13 protein-coding genes and 1 tRNA gene are annotated in these 15,743 nt (G+C 69.4%); 11 read left to right on the top strand and 3 right to left on the bottom strand.

Annotated features, from left to right (window positions below; all coding sequences use genetic code 11):
• Positions 1-47 precede the first annotated feature (47 nt).
• Positions 48-1,496 (top strand): pyruvate kinase, encoded by a 1,449-nt coding sequence (pyk, locus tag ACFWH5_RS09255; protein WP_378834163.1) that lies wholly within the window; start codon positions 48-50, stop codon positions 1,494-1,496.
• Between the two features lie 71 nt (positions 1,497-1,567).
• Positions 1,568-3,931, top strand: a complete 2,364-nt coding sequence (locus ACFWH5_RS09250; protein ID WP_378834162.1) for a glycoside hydrolase family 65 protein — start codon at positions 1,568-1,570, stop codon at positions 3,929-3,931.
• 34 nt (positions 3,932-3,965) lie between these two features.
• Here the strand turns inward: ACFWH5_RS09250 and ACFWH5_RS09245 are convergent.
• Positions 3,966-4,048 (bottom strand) — tRNA-Leu (locus tag ACFWH5_RS09245).
• Between the two features lie 101 nt (positions 4,049-4,149).
• On the opposite strand from ACFWH5_RS09245, the gene ACFWH5_RS09240 reads away from it, so the two are divergent.
• The gene (locus ACFWH5_RS09240) at positions 4,150-4,767 is read left to right on the top strand and encodes a response regulator (RefSeq protein ID WP_309129233.1); all 618 of its coding nucleotides are present in this window, start codon (positions 4,150-4,152) and stop codon (positions 4,765-4,767) included.
• Positions 4,768-4,809: 42 nt separating this feature from the next.
• On the opposite strand, the gene ACFWH5_RS09235 is transcribed toward ACFWH5_RS09240, so the two are convergent.
• Entirely contained in the window at positions 4,810-5,187 is a 378-nt protein-coding gene (locus ACFWH5_RS09235) for a hotdog fold thioesterase (RefSeq protein ID WP_378834797.1), read from the bottom strand.
• 96 nt (positions 5,188-5,283) lie between these two features.
• On the opposite strand from ACFWH5_RS09235, the gene polA reads away from it, so the two are divergent.
• From polA to ACFWH5_RS09200, 7 genes are read left to right on the top strand one after another with little or no spacing between them, the layout of a single operon-like run.
• Positions 5,284-7,917: a DNA polymerase I gene (gene polA / locus ACFWH5_RS09230; RefSeq protein ID WP_378834160.1), complete on the top strand. Its 2,634-nt coding sequence runs from the start codon at positions 5,284-5,286 to the stop codon at positions 7,915-7,917.
• A gap of 55 nt (positions 7,918-7,972) precedes the next feature.
• The gene (locus tag ACFWH5_RS09225) at positions 7,973-9,646 is read left to right on the top strand and encodes a DUF885 domain-containing protein (RefSeq protein WP_378834158.1); all 1,674 of its coding nucleotides are present in this window, start codon (positions 7,973-7,975) and stop codon (positions 9,644-9,646) included.
• 39 nt (positions 9,647-9,685) lie between these two features.
• Entirely contained in the window at positions 9,686-11,038 is a 1,353-nt protein-coding gene (locus ACFWH5_RS09220; RefSeq protein ID WP_378834157.1) for an MFS transporter, read from the top strand.
• A gap of 39 nt (positions 11,039-11,077) precedes the next feature.
• Positions 11,078-11,833: an SGNH/GDSL hydrolase family protein gene (locus tag ACFWH5_RS09215; RefSeq protein WP_378834155.1), complete on the top strand. Its 756-nt coding sequence runs from the start codon at positions 11,078-11,080 to the stop codon at positions 11,831-11,833.
• Positions 11,830-12,480: a YitT family protein gene (locus tag ACFWH5_RS09210; protein ID WP_378834154.1), complete on the top strand. Its 651-nt coding sequence runs from the start codon at positions 11,830-11,832 to the stop codon at positions 12,478-12,480. Before ACFWH5_RS09215 ends, ACFWH5_RS09210 begins: the two co-directional genes overlap by 4 nt.
• A 4-nt stretch (positions 12,481-12,484) precedes the next feature.
• Complete coding sequence (locus ACFWH5_RS09205) at positions 12,485-13,228, top strand: formylglycine-generating enzyme family protein (RefSeq protein ID WP_378834153.1); 744 nt, start codon at positions 12,485-12,487, stop codon at positions 13,226-13,228.
• Positions 13,229-13,233: 5 nt separating this feature from the next.
• Positions 13,234-14,064 carry an arginase family protein gene (locus ACFWH5_RS09200; protein ID WP_378834151.1) on the top strand — a complete coding sequence of 277 codons (831 nt, stop codon included), beginning with the start codon at positions 13,234-13,236 and terminating at the stop codon, positions 14,062-14,064.
• Positions 14,065-14,106: 42 nt separating this feature from the next.
• On the opposite strand, the gene ACFWH5_RS09195 is transcribed toward ACFWH5_RS09200, so the two are convergent.
• Positions 14,107-14,667, bottom strand: coding sequence for a TetR/AcrR family transcriptional regulator (locus ACFWH5_RS09195; protein WP_378834150.1), 561 nt, complete (start codon positions 14,665-14,667; stop codon positions 14,107-14,109).
• Between the two features lie 71 nt (positions 14,668-14,738).
• Between ACFWH5_RS09195 and zapE the strand changes: the two genes are divergently transcribed.
• Positions 14,739-15,734 carry a cell division protein ZapE gene (gene zapE / locus ACFWH5_RS09190; RefSeq protein ID WP_378834149.1) on the top strand — a complete coding sequence of 332 codons (996 nt, stop codon included), beginning with the start codon at positions 14,739-14,741 and terminating at the stop codon, positions 15,732-15,734.
• Positions 15,735-15,743 lie beyond the last annotated feature (9 nt).

The following is a 15,743-nucleotide window of genomic DNA, read 5'->3' as shown; positions in this document are numbered from 1 at the left end:
GGCAGCGTCGCCAAGTCCCCTTTCCCCCTCTCACCCTGGAGAAGCCGTTGAGACGCGCGAAAATCGTGGCCACGCTCGGGCCTGCAACCTCGACCTATGAAACGGTCCGTGCCCTGATCGAGGCGGGAGTGGACGTCGCACGGCTCAACCTCAGCCACGGCGACTACTCGGTGCACGAGGCGAACTACGCCAACGTCCGCCGCGCCGCCGAGGACGCGGGCCGGGCGGTCGCGGTGCTCGTCGACCTGCAGGGTCCGAAGATCCGTCTCGGTCGGTTCGAGGACGGTCCGTACGAGCTCGCCGTCGGCAATGTGTTCAAGATCACCACCGAGGAGATCACCGGCAACCGCGAGATCTGCGGCACGACCTTCAAGGGCCTGCCGCAGGACGTGAAGCCGGGCGACTTCCTGCTGATCGACGACGGCAAGGTGCGCGTCGAGGTGATCTCGACCGACGGAACCGTCGTCACCACGCGGGTGGTCGTCGCCGGTGCGGTGTCCAACAACAAGGGCATCAACCTCCCGGGCGTCGCCGTGAACGTGCCGGCGCTCAGCGAGAAGGACGAGGACGACCTGCGCTGGGGCCTGCGCACGGGTGCGGACATCATCGCGCTGTCCTTCGTCCGCAACGCGAGCGATGTCGAGCGCGTGCACGAGATCATGGCCGAGGAGGGCGTGCGCGTCCCTGTCATCGCCAAGGTCGAGAAGCCGCAGGCGGTGGACGCTCTCGAGGAGATCGTCGACGCCTTCGACGGCATCATGGTCGCCCGTGGCGACCTGGGCGTCGAGCTGCCGCTCGAGGCCGTGCCGATCGTGCAGAAGCGCGCGGTGGAGCTCGCACGCCGCAACGCCAAGCCGGTCATCGTGGCGACCCAGATGCTCGAATCGATGATCTCGAGCCCGGTGCCGACGCGCGCCGAGACCTCGGATGTCGCCAACGCCGTCCTCGACGGTGCGGACGCCGTGATGCTCTCGGGCGAGACGAGCGTGGGCGACTACCCGGTCGTCGTCGTCGAGACGATGGCGCGCATCATCGAGTCGACCGAGGAGCACGGTCTGGAGCGAATCCAGCCGCTGACGAACAAGCCGCGCACCCAGGGTGGCGCGATCACGCTCGCCGCTCTCGAGGTCGCCGAGTTCGTGGAGGCGAAGTTCCTCTGCGTGTTCACGCAGTCGGGTGACTCGGCGCGCCGCCTGTCGCGGCTGCGCTCCCGCATCCCGATGCTGGCCTTCACGCCCGAGCCCGCCATTCGCCGCCGCATGGCGCTGACCTGGGGTCTGCAGTCGCGGCTCGTCGACCTGGTCGAGCACACCGATGCGATGTACCACCAGGTGGACGACTATCTGCTCGGTGAAGGACTGGCCGAGGAAGGCGACAAGGTCGTGGTGATCTCCGGTTCGCCTCCCGGGATCATCGGCTCCACGAACGACATCCGCGTGCACAAGGTCGGCGACGCCGTCGGCGGAGCGGCGCCCGTGTACAAATCGCGCGCCTGATCGCGTTCCACGAAGGGGCGAGGTGACCACCTCGCCCCTTCGCCACACCCAAGGCACGGGAGGAGCAGAGAATGGACCCGCACCGCAGCTTCGACCTCGCACCGTGGAGCGTCGGCTGGTCGGCATGGACCGACGAGGCACAGGCGCGCCGGGAATCCGTCTTCGCGCTGTCGAACGGCCACCTGGGGTGGCGTGGCACTCTGGATGAGGGTGATCCCTGCGCCGTGCCGGGGACGTACCTCAACGGCGTCTTCGAGGTGCACCCGATGCCGTACGCCGAGGACGGGTACGGCTATCCCGACAGCGGGCAGAGCGTCATCAACGTCCCCGACGGCAGCATCATCCGCCTGCTCGTGGATGACGAGCCGTTCGACATCCGCACGGGGCGGCTCGAGCGTCATGAGCAGATCCTCGACTTCCGCACGGGGACGCTGCGCCGAGAGGTCGAGTGGACCGCTCCGAGCGGCCGTTCCCTCCATCTCGTGTCCGAGCGCCTGGTCTCGCTGACGCACCGCGCCGTGGCTGCCGTGCAGTACGAGGTGACCGCGCTCGGTGGCCCGATCGCGGTCACCGCGCTGTCGGACATCGTCGCCAACGAGCCCCTGCCGGAAGTCCACCCCGACGAGCGTGTCCAGGGCCCGCTGCGGCACCCGCTCGAAGCGGTCGATCGCTTCGCGACGGATCGGGGAGCGACGCTGCTGCACCGGACCAAGGGCAGCGGGATCGGCGTGGCCGTGTCGATGACGCACGACCTCGGCGACGGCGACGCGACGGTCGTCGTGGAAACGTCCGAGGACCTCGCTCGCACCACCATCGGCGCCCACCTCGCGAAGGGCGAGAGTCTGCGCTTCACCAAGATCGTGGGGCACGAGTGGTCCGCGTCGCTGACTGACGCGGCTCTGCGTGATCGGGTCGAGGCGGCGGTCGCGGCCGGGGGCGAACTCGGATGGAACGGTCTTCTCGCCGAGCAGGAGGCCTACCTCACCGCGTTCTGGTCGATCGCCGACGTGCGGATCGAGGGCGCTCCGCGACTGCAGCAGGCGGCGCGATTCGCCCTGTTCCAGGTGCTGCAGTCCGCCGCCCGGCTCGAGGGGCGTTCCATCCCCGGCAAAGGACTGACCGGCCCCGGCTATCAGGGGCACATCTTCTGGGATGCGGACTCGTTCGTGGTGCCCGTCCTCAGCCACGTCGCACCGGATGCCGCGCGCGAGGCGCTGCGATGGCGGCACGCCACACTTGATGACGCGCGCGCCCGCGCCGAGCACCTGCACCTGGGAGGAGCGGCGTTCGCCTGGCGCACCATCGACGGCAAGGAGGCGTCAGGGTACTGGCCGGCGAGCACCGCCGCCTTCCACATCAACGCCGACGTCGCGGCCGCGCTCGTCGCGCACGTCCGCGTGACCGGTGACACCCACCTCGAGCGGGAGATCGGCGTGGAGCTGCTGGTGGAGACCGCGCGACTGTGGATGGCGCTCGGGCGGTGGGACCTCGACGGCGGCTTCCACATCGACGGTGTCACGGGGCCCGACGAGTACACCGCGATCGTCGACGACAACGCCTTCACGAACCTGATGGCGCAGCAGAATCTGCGCGGCGCTGCGGACGCCGCGCGTCGCCATCCGGACCGGGCGCGCGCGTTCGCAGTGGATGACGCGGAGGTCGAGAGCTGGCAAGGCGCGGCGGACGCCGTGGTGATCCCGTTCGACGCCCGCCGCGGGGTGCATCAGCAGTCCGCGGGGTTCACGGAGCACGCGCGCTGGGATTTCGAGGGAACGGAGCCGGGGCAGTACCCCCTGCAGGCGCATTTCCCCTACTTCGATCTGTACCGCAAGCAGGTCGTGAAGCAGGCGGACCTCGTCCTCGCACTGCAGTTCGCGCACGAGTGCTTCACGCCGGAGCAGACGGCACGCGCGTTCGCCTACTACGAGCAGCTGACCGTGCGGGACTCGTCGCTGTCGGCCTCGGCGCAGGCGGTCATCGCGGCGTGGGTGGGTCATCTCGACCTCGCGATGGATTACCTCACCGAGGCGGCGACGATCGATCTCGACGATCTGCGCGACGACATCGATGACGGTCTGCACATCGCCGCACTCGGCGGAGTGTGGACGGCCCTCATCCGTGGATTCGGGGGAATGCGCGAGGACGCGGACGGCCTGTCGTTCACCCCTCGCCTCGCGGCGCCCATGACCGGGCTGGCGTTCGGCATCCGGGTGGACGGCGACATCCTTCGAGTCGAGGTGTCTGCGGACGCGACCCTGTACTCACTCGAGGGGGAGGTGCCGCTGACGATCCGCCACTTCGGCCGCGAGGTGGTGTTGCAGCCGGGCGATCCCGTGCGCCTGACGACTCCGCCGCTGGCCGATCCCGGACCGGCGCCGACCCAGCCGCGTGGCCGGGCGCCGCGCGAGATCCTGCGCAGCGGCCCTGTCGAGTGACGGCCGGTCGCGACGAAAGGGCGTCGTTTCTCGGTGCCGGCGGTGGGACTCGAACCCACACGTCCTCTCGGACAAAGCATTTTGAGTGCTCCGCGTCTGCCATTCCGCCACGCCGGCTCGTGTGTTGCGTCTTCGACTGTAGCGCAGCCATGCGCATCCGCCGGCCCATGCGCACGCGCTTCCTCCGGGCAGGGGCGAGTCTCCCGTAGGATGGACGGGTGACCGAAGAACAGCCTGAGCAGCCCACGGCATCCGCACCCCGACGCGTCGTCGTCGCCGAGGACGAGTCGCTGATCCGCCTCGACATCGTCGAGATCCTCCGCGACAACGGCTTCGACGTCGTGGGAGAGGCCGGAGACGGCGAGACGGCTGTCCAGCTCGCCACCGAGCTGCGTCCCGACCTCGTCATCATGGACGTGAAGATGCCCCAGCTCGATGGCATCAGCGCGGCCGAGAAGCTGCACAAGAACAACATCGCCCCGGTCGTGCTGCTCACCGCGTTCAGCCAGAAGGAGCTCGTCGAGCGCGCCAGCGAGGCCGGCGCCCTGGCGTACGTCGTCAAGCCGTTCACGCCCAATGATCTGCTCCCGGCGATCGAGATCGCGCTGGCCCGTCACGAGCAGATCATCACGCTCGAGGCCGAGGTCGCCGACATGGTCGAGCGCTTCGAGACCCGCAAGCTCGTCGACCGGGCCAAGGGCCTGCTCAACGAGAAGATGGGTCTGTCGGAGCCCGAGGCGTTCCGATGGATCCAGAAGGCGTCGATGGACCGCCGTCTCACGATGCAGGACGTCGCCAAGGCGATCATCGAGCAGCTCGCGCCCAAGAAGTCCTGATCGGGCGGCGACGCCGCACCCGCGAAGGTTCTCGAGGACCTGTCAGCCTCCGGCCGGCAGGTCCTTGATCATGTTGGTGATGCGGATGGTCGAGCAGCGGCGCCCCTGATCGTCGGAGACGACGATCTCGTGCACCGTCATGCTGCGTCCGAGGTGGATCGGCGTGCAGACGCCGGTGACGATGCCGCGGGTGGCCGAGCGCGTGTGGGTCGCATTGATGTCGATCCCCACCGCGAGGCGGCCGGGGCCGGCGTGCAGGTTGGCGGCCATGGACCCGAGCGATTCGCCGAGCACGACGTACGCGCCGCCATGAAGCAGCCCGACCGGCTGGGTGTTCCCCTCGACCGGCATGGTCGCCACACATCGCTCCACCGAGAACTCCACCCACCGCAAGCCCATCTTCTCGGCCAGGGCACCCATGCCGCGCTCAGCGGCCCATTCGAGTCCGGGGGTCGGGGTGGGCTCGGTCACGCATCCTCCTCAGCGAGTGTCCGTCGTGCTCGTTAGGCTTGCAGAGTGACGGACTCCGCAAAGCCTACCCTCATGGTCGTCGACGGCCATTCGCTCGCGTACCGGGCGTTCTTCGCCCTGCCGGTCGACAACTTCACCACCAGGGACAATCAGCACACGAACGCCATCTACGGCTTCCTGTCGATGTTCGTGAACCTCATCAAGGCTGAGAAGCCGACGCACCTCGCCGTCGCGTTCGACACCTCCCGGCACTCGTTCCGCACCGACGTGTACGCCGAGTACAAGGCGACGCGCTCCGAGACGCCGCAGGAGTTCCGCGGACAGATCCCGCTGCTGCAGGACTGCCTGGCGGCGATGTCGGTCCCGGTGCTCACCAAGGAGGGCGTTGAGGCGGACGACATCCTCGCCACGCTGGCGACCCAGGGTGCCGAGCAGGGTTTCGACGTGCTCGTCGTCTCGGGGGATCGCGACACGATCCAGCTGGTGAACGACGAGATCACGCTGCTGTATCCGTCGGTGCAGGGCGTCTCGCAGCTCAAGCGCTACGACCCCGCCGCCGTGGTCGATCGCTACGGGGTGCGTCCCGAGCAGTATCCCGACATCGCCGCGCTGGTCGGTGAGACGAGCGACAACCTCCCCGGCGTCCCGAAGGTGGGGGAGAAGACCGCCGTGAAGTGGCTGACCCAGTTCGGCTCGCTCGACGAACTGCTCGCGCGGGCCGACGAGATCAAGGGCGTCGTCGGCGGCAACCTGCGCGAGCACATCGAGGACGTGCGGCGCAATCGGCAGCTCAACCGGCTGCTGCGGGATGTGGAGCTGCCGGTGGGACCGGGCGAGATCGCTGTCTCGCCGATGGACGCGCAGGCCGTGCGCGACATCTTCGCCCGCCTCGAGTTCCGTACTCTTCTGCCGCGGGTGTTCGAGGCCGTCGGCGCCGAGGATGACGGCGCTTCGACCGAGGTCGCCGTCGAGATGCCTGAGCCGGTGCAGGCGGATGCCGCGTCACTGGCGTCCTGGGCGTCCGCGCAGGACGGGCCTCTCGGCGTCACCGTGGTCACGGCGGGCGGTGCGCCGGTGCGCATCGGCGTGGCCGATGAGAGCGAGCTCTACGAGTGCGACTGGTCGGACGAGGCGGCGACCGACCTGCGCGGCTGGCTGGAATCCGATGCTCCGAAGGCGATGCACGACGCCAAGCCTCAGGTCAAGGCGCTGCTGTCCGCCGGGGTGCGTCTGGGCGGGCTGGGCGACGACACGCTCCTGGGCGGCTGGCTGATGCGGCCGAGCTTCCCCGACAAGACCCTGGGCAACCTCATCGAACGCTATCTCGGTGAGAAGCTGCCCGAGGCCGACCCGAGCCAGCTGGTGCCGGAGCAGGAGGGCGCCACTCCCGCACAGGAGGCGTGGTTCACGCTGCGCGCCTCGACGGCGATCCGCGCGGCCATGCCCGAGAGCGTCGCATCCGTGCTCACCGACATCGAGCTGCCGTCGCTGATGACTCTCGCCGACATGGAGCTCGCGGGGGTCGCCGTGTCGCACTCCGTGCTGGCGGAGTTCTCGGCCGAGCTCGCCACCCGCGCCGATGCGATCGCGCAGGACGCCTACGCGACGATCGGGCATGAGGTGAATCTCGGATCGCCGAAGCAGCTGCAGGAGGTGCTGTTCGAAGAGCTCCAGCTGCCCAAGACCCGCAAGACGAAGACCGGATACTCGACGGATGCCGCGTCGCTCGCCGACATCCAGGAGAAGGCGCCGCATCCTTTCCTCGAACAGCTCTCGCAGCACCGTGAGGCGACGAAGCTGCGCCAGATCATCGAATCGCTCGACACCGCCATCCGTGCCGACGGGCGCGTCCACACCACCTATGTGCAGACCGGCAGCCAGACGGGCCGGCTGTCGAGCACGGATCCGAATCTGCAGAACATCCCCGTGCGCACCGAGGAATCCCGCCGGATCCGCAGCGCGTTCCAGGTCGGCGAGGGGCACGAGACGCTGCTCACGGCCGACTACTCGCAGATCGAGATGCGCATCATGGCCCACCTGTCCGGCGATGCGGGTCTCATCGAGGCGTTCAACTCCGGTGAGGACCTGCACCGCTTCGTGGGCGCGCGGGTCTTCGGCGTCGAACCGGAGGACGTCACGCCGGCGATGCGCACCAAGGTGAAGGCGATGTCGTACGGCCTGGTGTACGGGCTCAGCGCCTTCGGGCTGTCGAAGCAGCTGCGCATCGAGCAGTCCGAGGCCAAGCAGCTCATGCTGGAGTACTTCGCCCGGTTCGGCGCGGTGCGCGACTATCTGCGCGCCTCGGTGATGAAAGCCAAGGAGGACGGCTACACCGAGACGATCTTCGGCCGCCGCCGCCCGTTCCCCGACCTGTCCAGCCCCAACCGGGTGCTGCGCGAGAACGCCGAACGCGCGGCGCTGAACGCCCCGATCCAGGGCAGTGCCGCCGACATCATGAAGATCGCGCTGTTCCGCATCCACGACGACCTCACCTCGCGAGGGCTCGCCTCGCGCGTGCTGCTGCAGATCCACGACGAGCTCGTGGTGGAGGTGGCGGCGGGGGAGTGGGATGCCGTGGACCGTGTCGTGCGGGATCGGATGGCCGGTGCGGCCGACCTGTCCGTGCCGCTCGATGTGCAGGTCGGCCGAGGTCGCAACTGGAACGAGGCCGCACACTAGGCCGCGATACGACTACCCGGTTCGCCGAAGCCGTCTCACGGCTAGGCTCGACGGCATGACTGCTGAACCTCGCACCCCGTCCGCGATCGACCAGGTCGCCGAGCGCTGGGTGGACACCCTTGTCGAGCTGTCGCCGGTCCTGGCCACGTACATCGGGCGCAACGAAGCGAACGGACGTCTCGACGACGTCAGTCCCGAGGGGCACGAGCGGGCGGTGTCGGCCGCGCGCTCCACACTCGCCGAGCTGGACGCCCTCGACCCGGTCGACCCGATCGACGCGGTCACCAAGACCGACCTGTCGGCCGAGCTGCGCCTGCAGATCGAGTTGCACGACGCGCGGTGGCATCTGCGCGATCTCAACGTCATCGCCTCGGCCCCGCAGGATTTCCGGCAGGCCTTCGACCTCATGCCCACCGCCAACATCGACGACTGGGCCGTGATCTCCGAGCGGCTCTCGGTCGTGCCGGAAGCGCTGAAGGGCTATACCGAGACCCTTCGCGAGGGCATTCGGCAGGGGGTCGTCCCCGCACGCCGTCAGGTCGCCGAGGTCGCCACGCAGGTGGCGCGGTACAGCGCCGACGACGGGTTCTTCGCCTCCTTCGTCGCATCAGCGGCGCCCGCCGACGGCCAGCTTCCGGCATCCCTCGCCCGAGACCTCGCCGACCACGCCAATGCCGCCCGCGTGGCGTACCACGAGCTGCGCGCGTTCCTCGCCGCGGAACTCGCGCCCGTCGCCGGCGAGCAGGATGCGGTCGGCCGTGAGCTGTACGCGCTGAACTCTCGCCGATTCCTGGGAGCGTCGATCGACCTCGACGAGACCTACGAGTGGGGGCGCGAGGAGCTTTCCCGCATGATCGCCGAGCAGGAGTCGATCGCGCACGAGATCCTCCCCGGCGCGACCGTCGACGAGGCCGTCGCCCATCTCGAGGCCGACCCGGCGCGCAAGCTGCACGGCACCGAGGCGCTGCAGCGCTGGATGCAGGAGACCAGCGACCGGGCGATCGCCGAACTGGGCGCCAGCCATTTCGACATCCCCGAGCAGATCCGCGCGCTGGAGTGCATGATCGCACCCACCCAGGAGGGCGGCATCTACTACACCGGCCCGACGGATGATTTCTCCCGCCCTGGGCGCATGTGGTGGTCGGTGCCGGAAGGCGTCACCGAATTCGACACCTGGCGCGAGCTGACCACCGTCTACCACGAAGGCGTTCCGGGTCATCACCTGCAGATCGCGCAGGCCACCTACAACCGCGCGGAGCTGAACACCTGGCGGCGCGTGCTGGCCGGCACCTCGGGTCACGCGGAGGGCTGGGCGCTCTACGCCGAGCGTCTCATGCAGGAGCTGGGCTACCTCGACGACCCCGCCGACCGGCTCGGCATGCTCGACGGACAGCGGATGCGGGCGCTGCGCGTGGTGCTCGACATCGGGGTGCATCTGGGCAAGCCCCGCCTCGACGGCGAGGGCATCTGGGATCACGACTACGCGCTCGAGATGATGCGACGCAACGTGAACATGCCCGACGAGTTCCGTCAGTTCGAGGTCAACCGCTACCTCGGATGGCCCGGGCAGGCGCCGTCGTACAAGGTCGGGCAGCGCATCTGGGAGCAGGTGCGCGACGCCGCGCGCGAGCGGCAGGGCGACGAGTTCTCGTTCAAGGACTTCCACAAGCGCGCCCTCGACCTGGGCGGCGTCGGACTCGACACGCTGCGCTCGGTCTTCGCCGTGTGAGCGGCGCGGGCGTCGCTGTCGCGCCTCTACGATGAGAGGATGCCGGATCCCGCGCTGCCGAGCCGATCATCGCTCGCCGCCCGCCTCGACGCCCTGCCGTTCTCCCGACCGCATCTTCGGGTGCTCACCGGCTCGGGGATCGGATGGGCGCTCGACGCGATGGACGTCGGTCTCATCTCGTTCATCATCGCCGCCCTCGCACAGCAGTGGGCGCTGACCCCGGCCGAGACCGGCTGGATCGCCTCGGTCGGCTTCATGGGGATGGCGGTGGGCGCGGGGCTGGGCGGCCTGCTCGCCGATCGCCTCGGGCGACGGCAGGTGTTCGCGATCACCCTGCTCGTCTACGGCCTCGCCACCGGCGCGAGCGCCCTGGTGGGCGGGATCGCCCTCCTCATGGTGCTGCGCTTCTTCGTCGGTCTCGGGCTGGGCGCCGAGCTCCCCGTCGCGTCCACCTACGTCAGCGAGTTCGCCCCCGCAGCCATCCGCGGCCGCCTCATCGTGATCCTCGAAGCCTTCTGGGCGGTGGGCTGGACGGCGTCCGCGCTGATCGGCTACTTCGTCATCCCGGCATCCGACGCGGGATGGCGGTGGGCGTTCGCCCTCGGCGCCGTGCCCGCTGCATACGCGCTGTTCGTGCGCTGGGCGCTGCCCGAGTCACCTCGATGGCTCGCATCACGCGGAAGGCTCGCCGAAGCGGAGCGCGTCGTCGCCACGCTGGAGACCGCCGCCGCCCTGCGCAACCGGGTCGCCCCGCAGCCGGAGCCCGCGGGGCGCGTGCTCGCGGATTCGTCGGCCGCGCGGGTGCGGATGCTGTGGTCGCCGGAACTGCGGTTGCGCACGGCCAGCCTCTGGCTGGTGTGGTTCTGCGTCAACTTCGCGTACTACGGCGCATTCATCTGGATCCCGACGATCCTCTTCACCGCCGGATACGACCTCGTGCGTTCCTTCGGCTTCACGCTGCTGATCACGCTGGCCCAGCTGCCCGGCTACGCCGTCGCCGCCTGGCTGATCGAGGTGTGGGGCCGGCGCCTCACCCTCTCCCTCTTCCTGACGGGTTCGGTCGTCTCGGCGATGCTCTTCGGCACCGCGGGCGACCCGTTCGGGATCATCGCGGCGGGCATGGCGCTGTCGTTCTTCAACCTGGGGGCGTGGGGCGCGCTGTACGCCGTCACGCCGGAGATCTATCCGACGTCCGTGCGCGCCACCGGCGCCGGCTGGGCGGCGGGCGTGGGGCGGATCGCCTCGATCATCGCACCCCTCGTCGTGCCGATGCTGCTGGGAGCCGGGGGAGCGTCGCTCGCCTTCACCGTGTTCGCGGCGTTCTTCGTGATCGCCGCCGTCGCGGCCTGGGGCCTCGTCGACCGCCGAGGAGCGGCGCTCGACGATCGCTGACGGACCGCCGCAGTACCGCGCGGCTCTAGGCTGGAAGGCATGGCAGCAGTGCGTTTCGTGGCGATCGGCGACTCCTTCACGGAGGGCGTGGGCGATGAGCTGCCGGACGGCCGGGTGCGCGGCTGGGCCGACATCGCCGCGCAGGGCTGGGCGGATGCCGTGGGACATCCGATCGAGTACGCCAACCTCGCGATCCGCGGTCGGCTGGCGTGGCCCATCGTCGAGCAGCAGCTCGAACCGGCACTCGCACTGCGACCGACCCACCTGTCGTTCAACGGCGGCGGCAACGACATGCTGCGCCCGAACACCGACATCGAGCACATCGCCGACGCGTTCAGCCGGGTGCTGCGTCGTTGCGACGAGGAGGGCGTACGCCTGATCGTGCTGTCCGGGGCGAACCCGAGCGCGCGTCTGCCGATGGGACGCCTGGTGCAGCGTCGCGGTGATGCGCTGTCGGCCGCCGTGCTGCGTCGCATCGAGGATCGCCCCGACGTCGTCCGCGCGCTGAACTGGCCCGACCGGGAGCTCTCGTCGCCGCAGTACTGGTCGGCGGATCGGCTGCACATGAACGCCTACGGCCACCATCGCGTCGCCGCCCGCGTGCTGGATGCGCTGGGCATGGAGCCGCCGGCCGAGTGGTGGTCGCCGGCGCAGCATCCGTCCGCGGGACCTGCGGGGCTCGCCTATTACCGCCAGTTCGTCGGCCCCTGGGTTCGGCGACGCGTGACCCGCACGTCGTCCGGAGACGGTCGCCTCGCGAAGCACCCCGTCTTGGTCGAGCGGGCGCCGCGATGAGCCGGGTCACCGGGATGCGGCTTCCCCGGCGCATCCTGCAGCTGTGCATCGGGGTGTTCCTGTACGGCATCGGGATCGCGTTCATCGTCCGTGGCGCGATCGGCGCGGCGCCCTGGGACGTGCTGACGCAGGGCATCTCCTTCCACGTGCCGCTGAGCTTCGGCGTCATCACCGTGCTGGTGAGTATCGTGGTGCTGCTGCTGTGGATTCCGATCAGGCAGAAACCCGGGGCCGGCACCGTCGTGAACGCTCTCTTCGTCGGCCCCTCGGCCGACGTCGGCTTCCTCGTGCTCCCGCGGCCCGACGTGCTGTGGCTGCAGGTGCTGTTCTTCCTCGTGGGCCTCACCGTGCTCGCCGCCGCGACCGGCATGTACATCGGCGCGCACTTCGGCCCCGGTCCGCGGGACGGGCTGATGACCGGGTTGCACGTACGGCTGGGGTGGCCGATCTGGGTGGTGCGCACCGCGCTCGAGGTGACGGTCGTCGCCGTCGGGTGGGCGCTGGGCGGCAACGTCGGCGTGGGGACCGTCGCCTTCGCGCTGCTCGTCGGACCGATGTGCCAGTTCTTCATGCGGATCTTCGCCGTGCGTCTGACCGGCGGCGAACAGCACGCCGGCGGTCACCGCGCCGATGCGGTGGCGGGCTGAGTCGATGGATCCATGGGAGATGCGGCCGCTGCCGGCCGGCACTGTGACGCTGCACGATGCGCGTCGCCGAGAGCATCGCGCGGTGCGTCTCGAGCCCTTCGAGATCGGGGTGTTCCCGGTCACCGAGGAGCAGTTCGCCGAGGTGCTCGGCATTCCCGCGCAGCATGCGCGCCGGCCTGCCCGGGACCTCAGCTGGCTGCGGGCGATCCGTTTCTGCAATGCGGCATCCGAGTGGGAGGGCTTCGACCCGGCGTATTCGTTCGACGGCGAGGACGTCACCTGGCACATCGACAGCGACGGCTATCGCCTGCCGACCGAAGCGGAATGGGAATACGCCTGCCGTGCAGGATCCACCGGGCCGCACTATGGACCGCTGGAGGAGATCGCGTGGACCGCGCTCGACGGCACCAGCACCCCGCAGGAGGTCGGCGGGCGTCTGCCGAATCTGAACGGGCTGTTCGATATGCTCGGCAACGTCTGGGAGTGGTGCTGGGACCTGCTCGATCCGGAGCGCTATGACGACTACCGGGTGTTCCGCGGAGGCGGCTTCGCCGACGACGCGTGGAGCGTGCGCGCTTCGGTGCGTCGCGGCGGTGGACCGCGGATGCATCACGACGACGTGGGGATGCGGCTCGCACGCGGTGGGTTCGACGGCCGGGACGCCGCTCAGGGATGGTCGGCGCGGTCGGATGTGGAACGCGGCGGCCGCGACGGCGCGCATCCGCTCGGCTGGACGCCACGACGATGACGAGAATGAGGGAGAACACGCAGATGCCGCAGCAGATCGAGGTCATCGTCTCGCAGGGCCGGGTCGGCGACCGGACATCGGGCGCACTGCCCGGTGCGCTGAAGACGGGACGGGCCCTGTCGGCGCTGCTCGACGTTTCGCCACGTCTCGTCGGCACGCCGACGGCGGCCGCGACGGATGACTGGTCGGAGTGTCTGCCGGCCGCATCCGCGACGCTCGACGGCCTGCGCGATGCGCTGTGCGACGCTCTCGATGCGGGTCGGGTGCCCGTGCTCGCGACCAACACGTGCGGCGCGAGCATCGGCACTCTGCCGACGGTCGCGCAGCGGTTCCCCGATGCGGTCGTGCTGTGGATCGACGCGCACGGCGACTTCCACACCCCCCGCACCACGGAATCGGGCTATCTCGGGGGCATGGCGTTGGCGGCCGCCTGCGGACTGTGGGACAGCGGACATGGAGCCGGCCTGAATCCCGAACAGGTGATCATCGTCGGCGGGCGCGACATCGACCCGGCCGAGGAAGAACTGCTCGACGCGCACGGGGTCACCGTCCTCAGCCCGGTGGAGAGCACCCCGCGGCGCGTGGCGGAGCTCGTGGCGGGCCGTGAGATCTGGATCCACGTGGACTGGGACGTGCTCGAGCCGGGATACATCCCCGCGGCCTACCGCGTGGGGGAGGGGATGCTGCCGCATCAGATCGCCGCGATCTTCGCCGCTCTTCCTGCCGGCCGGGTGCACGGCGTCGAGTTCGCCGAGTTTGAGGACGGCGACCTCGACGTGCCCGCGCATGTCAGCGTCGAACTGATCGTCGAGACGTTCCAGGCCCTCGGCCTCTGAGCCCAGGACCCGGCCGCCGCGGGCCGCGGACGAAGCGCCCCGTCACCCCACCGTGACGTCGGCGATTGCGACGGTGAGGAACCGACGCAGCGTCTCGGCGATCGGTGCAGCCCCGACGCCTTCGTCTCGTCGCTCTCCGAACAGCAGCCCGAAGAGGACGCCGGTGAGGAGATCGACCAGATCCATCGCCGTTCCCCCCGGGTCGCGCCCGCCGAGCGCGTCGATGAGCGTCGCGGCCCGGTCCCGCGAGAAGAGGCAGGAAGACAGTTGCTTGCGAAGCTCGGGGTCGTCCTCGACCTCGGGAAGCAGAGAGAATACGGCGAGTGCATGCTCGCGTCGATGGCCAGCGAGACGGTGCAGCTGGCTCTCCATGAATGTCGCGGCGCCAGCGGGGGTGATCTTCTCGGGCACCGGCGAGGCGTCGAACGCGGCGCGAGAGTGCTCGCGGATGCGCCGGATCGTTGCGGCGACGAGATCACGGCGACTGCGGAAATAGTAGGACGTGGAGCCCGTGGCGAGACCGGCTGCTCTGTCGACCGCCTGATGCGACAGCGCACGCGCTCCTCCGGCGGCGAGCACGGCGATCGCGTGGTCCGTGATCACCGGTCGACGGTCTCCGGGTCTGGCCATTTGGCTTCACCTCCCATTACTCTAGAGATATAGAGTAATGGATCATGAGATGGCGTCACCGCCGCCGCACCGCGAGCGAACCGCATCCTCTCGCGATTGCGGCCGTCGCCCCGTTCCGCGCCGCTGTTACACGCTCGGAGCTGGTCCTCGACGATGCACAGACCGCGGCCGTCGACGCCCTCAGCCGGCCCTTGCGCCGTGGCTGCTACCTCTGGGGAGATGTGGGCCGAGGTAAGACGCTGATCAGCGACATGTACTTCGCCTCCATTCCCACGGCGCAGAAACAGCGATTCCACTTCCACGGGTTCTTCCACGATCTGCAGAGCCTGATCGCCCACGAGCGTGAGCCGCTGGCTCGTTCGCTGCAGCGACTCATCGGAGGCAGCCGGGCCGTCCTGTTCGACGAGTTCCACGTGCATGATGTCGCGGATGGCGTCTACTTGTCCGCCGCCCTCCGAAGCCTTATGGATGACGGCGTGCTCATCCTGGCGACATCCAACTACCGGCCCGAAGACCTCATGCCCAACCCGCTTTTCCATGAGCGTTTCTTGCCGGCGATCCACCTCCTCCGCACCGAACTCGACGTGGTGCATCTCGGCGACGGCCGCGACTACCGCATCGGGCGGGCGACGTCGGCGACCGGGTTCGCGGCGGGGACCTGGCGCGTGCGGGCGCCTGTCGAGGCGAGTGGTCCCGCTCGTACACTCGACGCGGCCGGCCAGACGCTCAGGGCGCGCACGCTCGGTGACGGCATGGTCTTCACGTTCAGCGATCTCTGCGCACAGCCTCTCGGAGTCGTGCAGTACCTGTGGTTGGCGGAGCGGTTCCACGCGGTCATACTGACCGACGTGCCCGATCTCGCCATGGTCGACCGTGACCCTCTCGCGCGGTTCGCCCACCTCGTGGATGTGCTCTGCGATCGGGAAGTCCCGTTGCACGTCCGGGCCGCCAGCGAGCCCGACCGCCTGCTCGAAGCGTACAAGCCACCGCGCGATGCGAGGCGCATCGTCAGCCGGCTCGCGAGCCTACGCCGAGAGTAGGCGCGATAC

Origin of the sequence: Microbacterium sp. NPDC058345, from assembly GCF_042723855.1 — a bacterium.
Taxonomy (GTDB): domain Bacteria; phylum Actinomycetota; class Actinomycetes; order Actinomycetales; family Microbacteriaceae; genus Microbacterium.
Note: the sequence above shows the minus strand (reverse complement) of the source record. Positions and strands in the feature narration are given on the sequence as shown.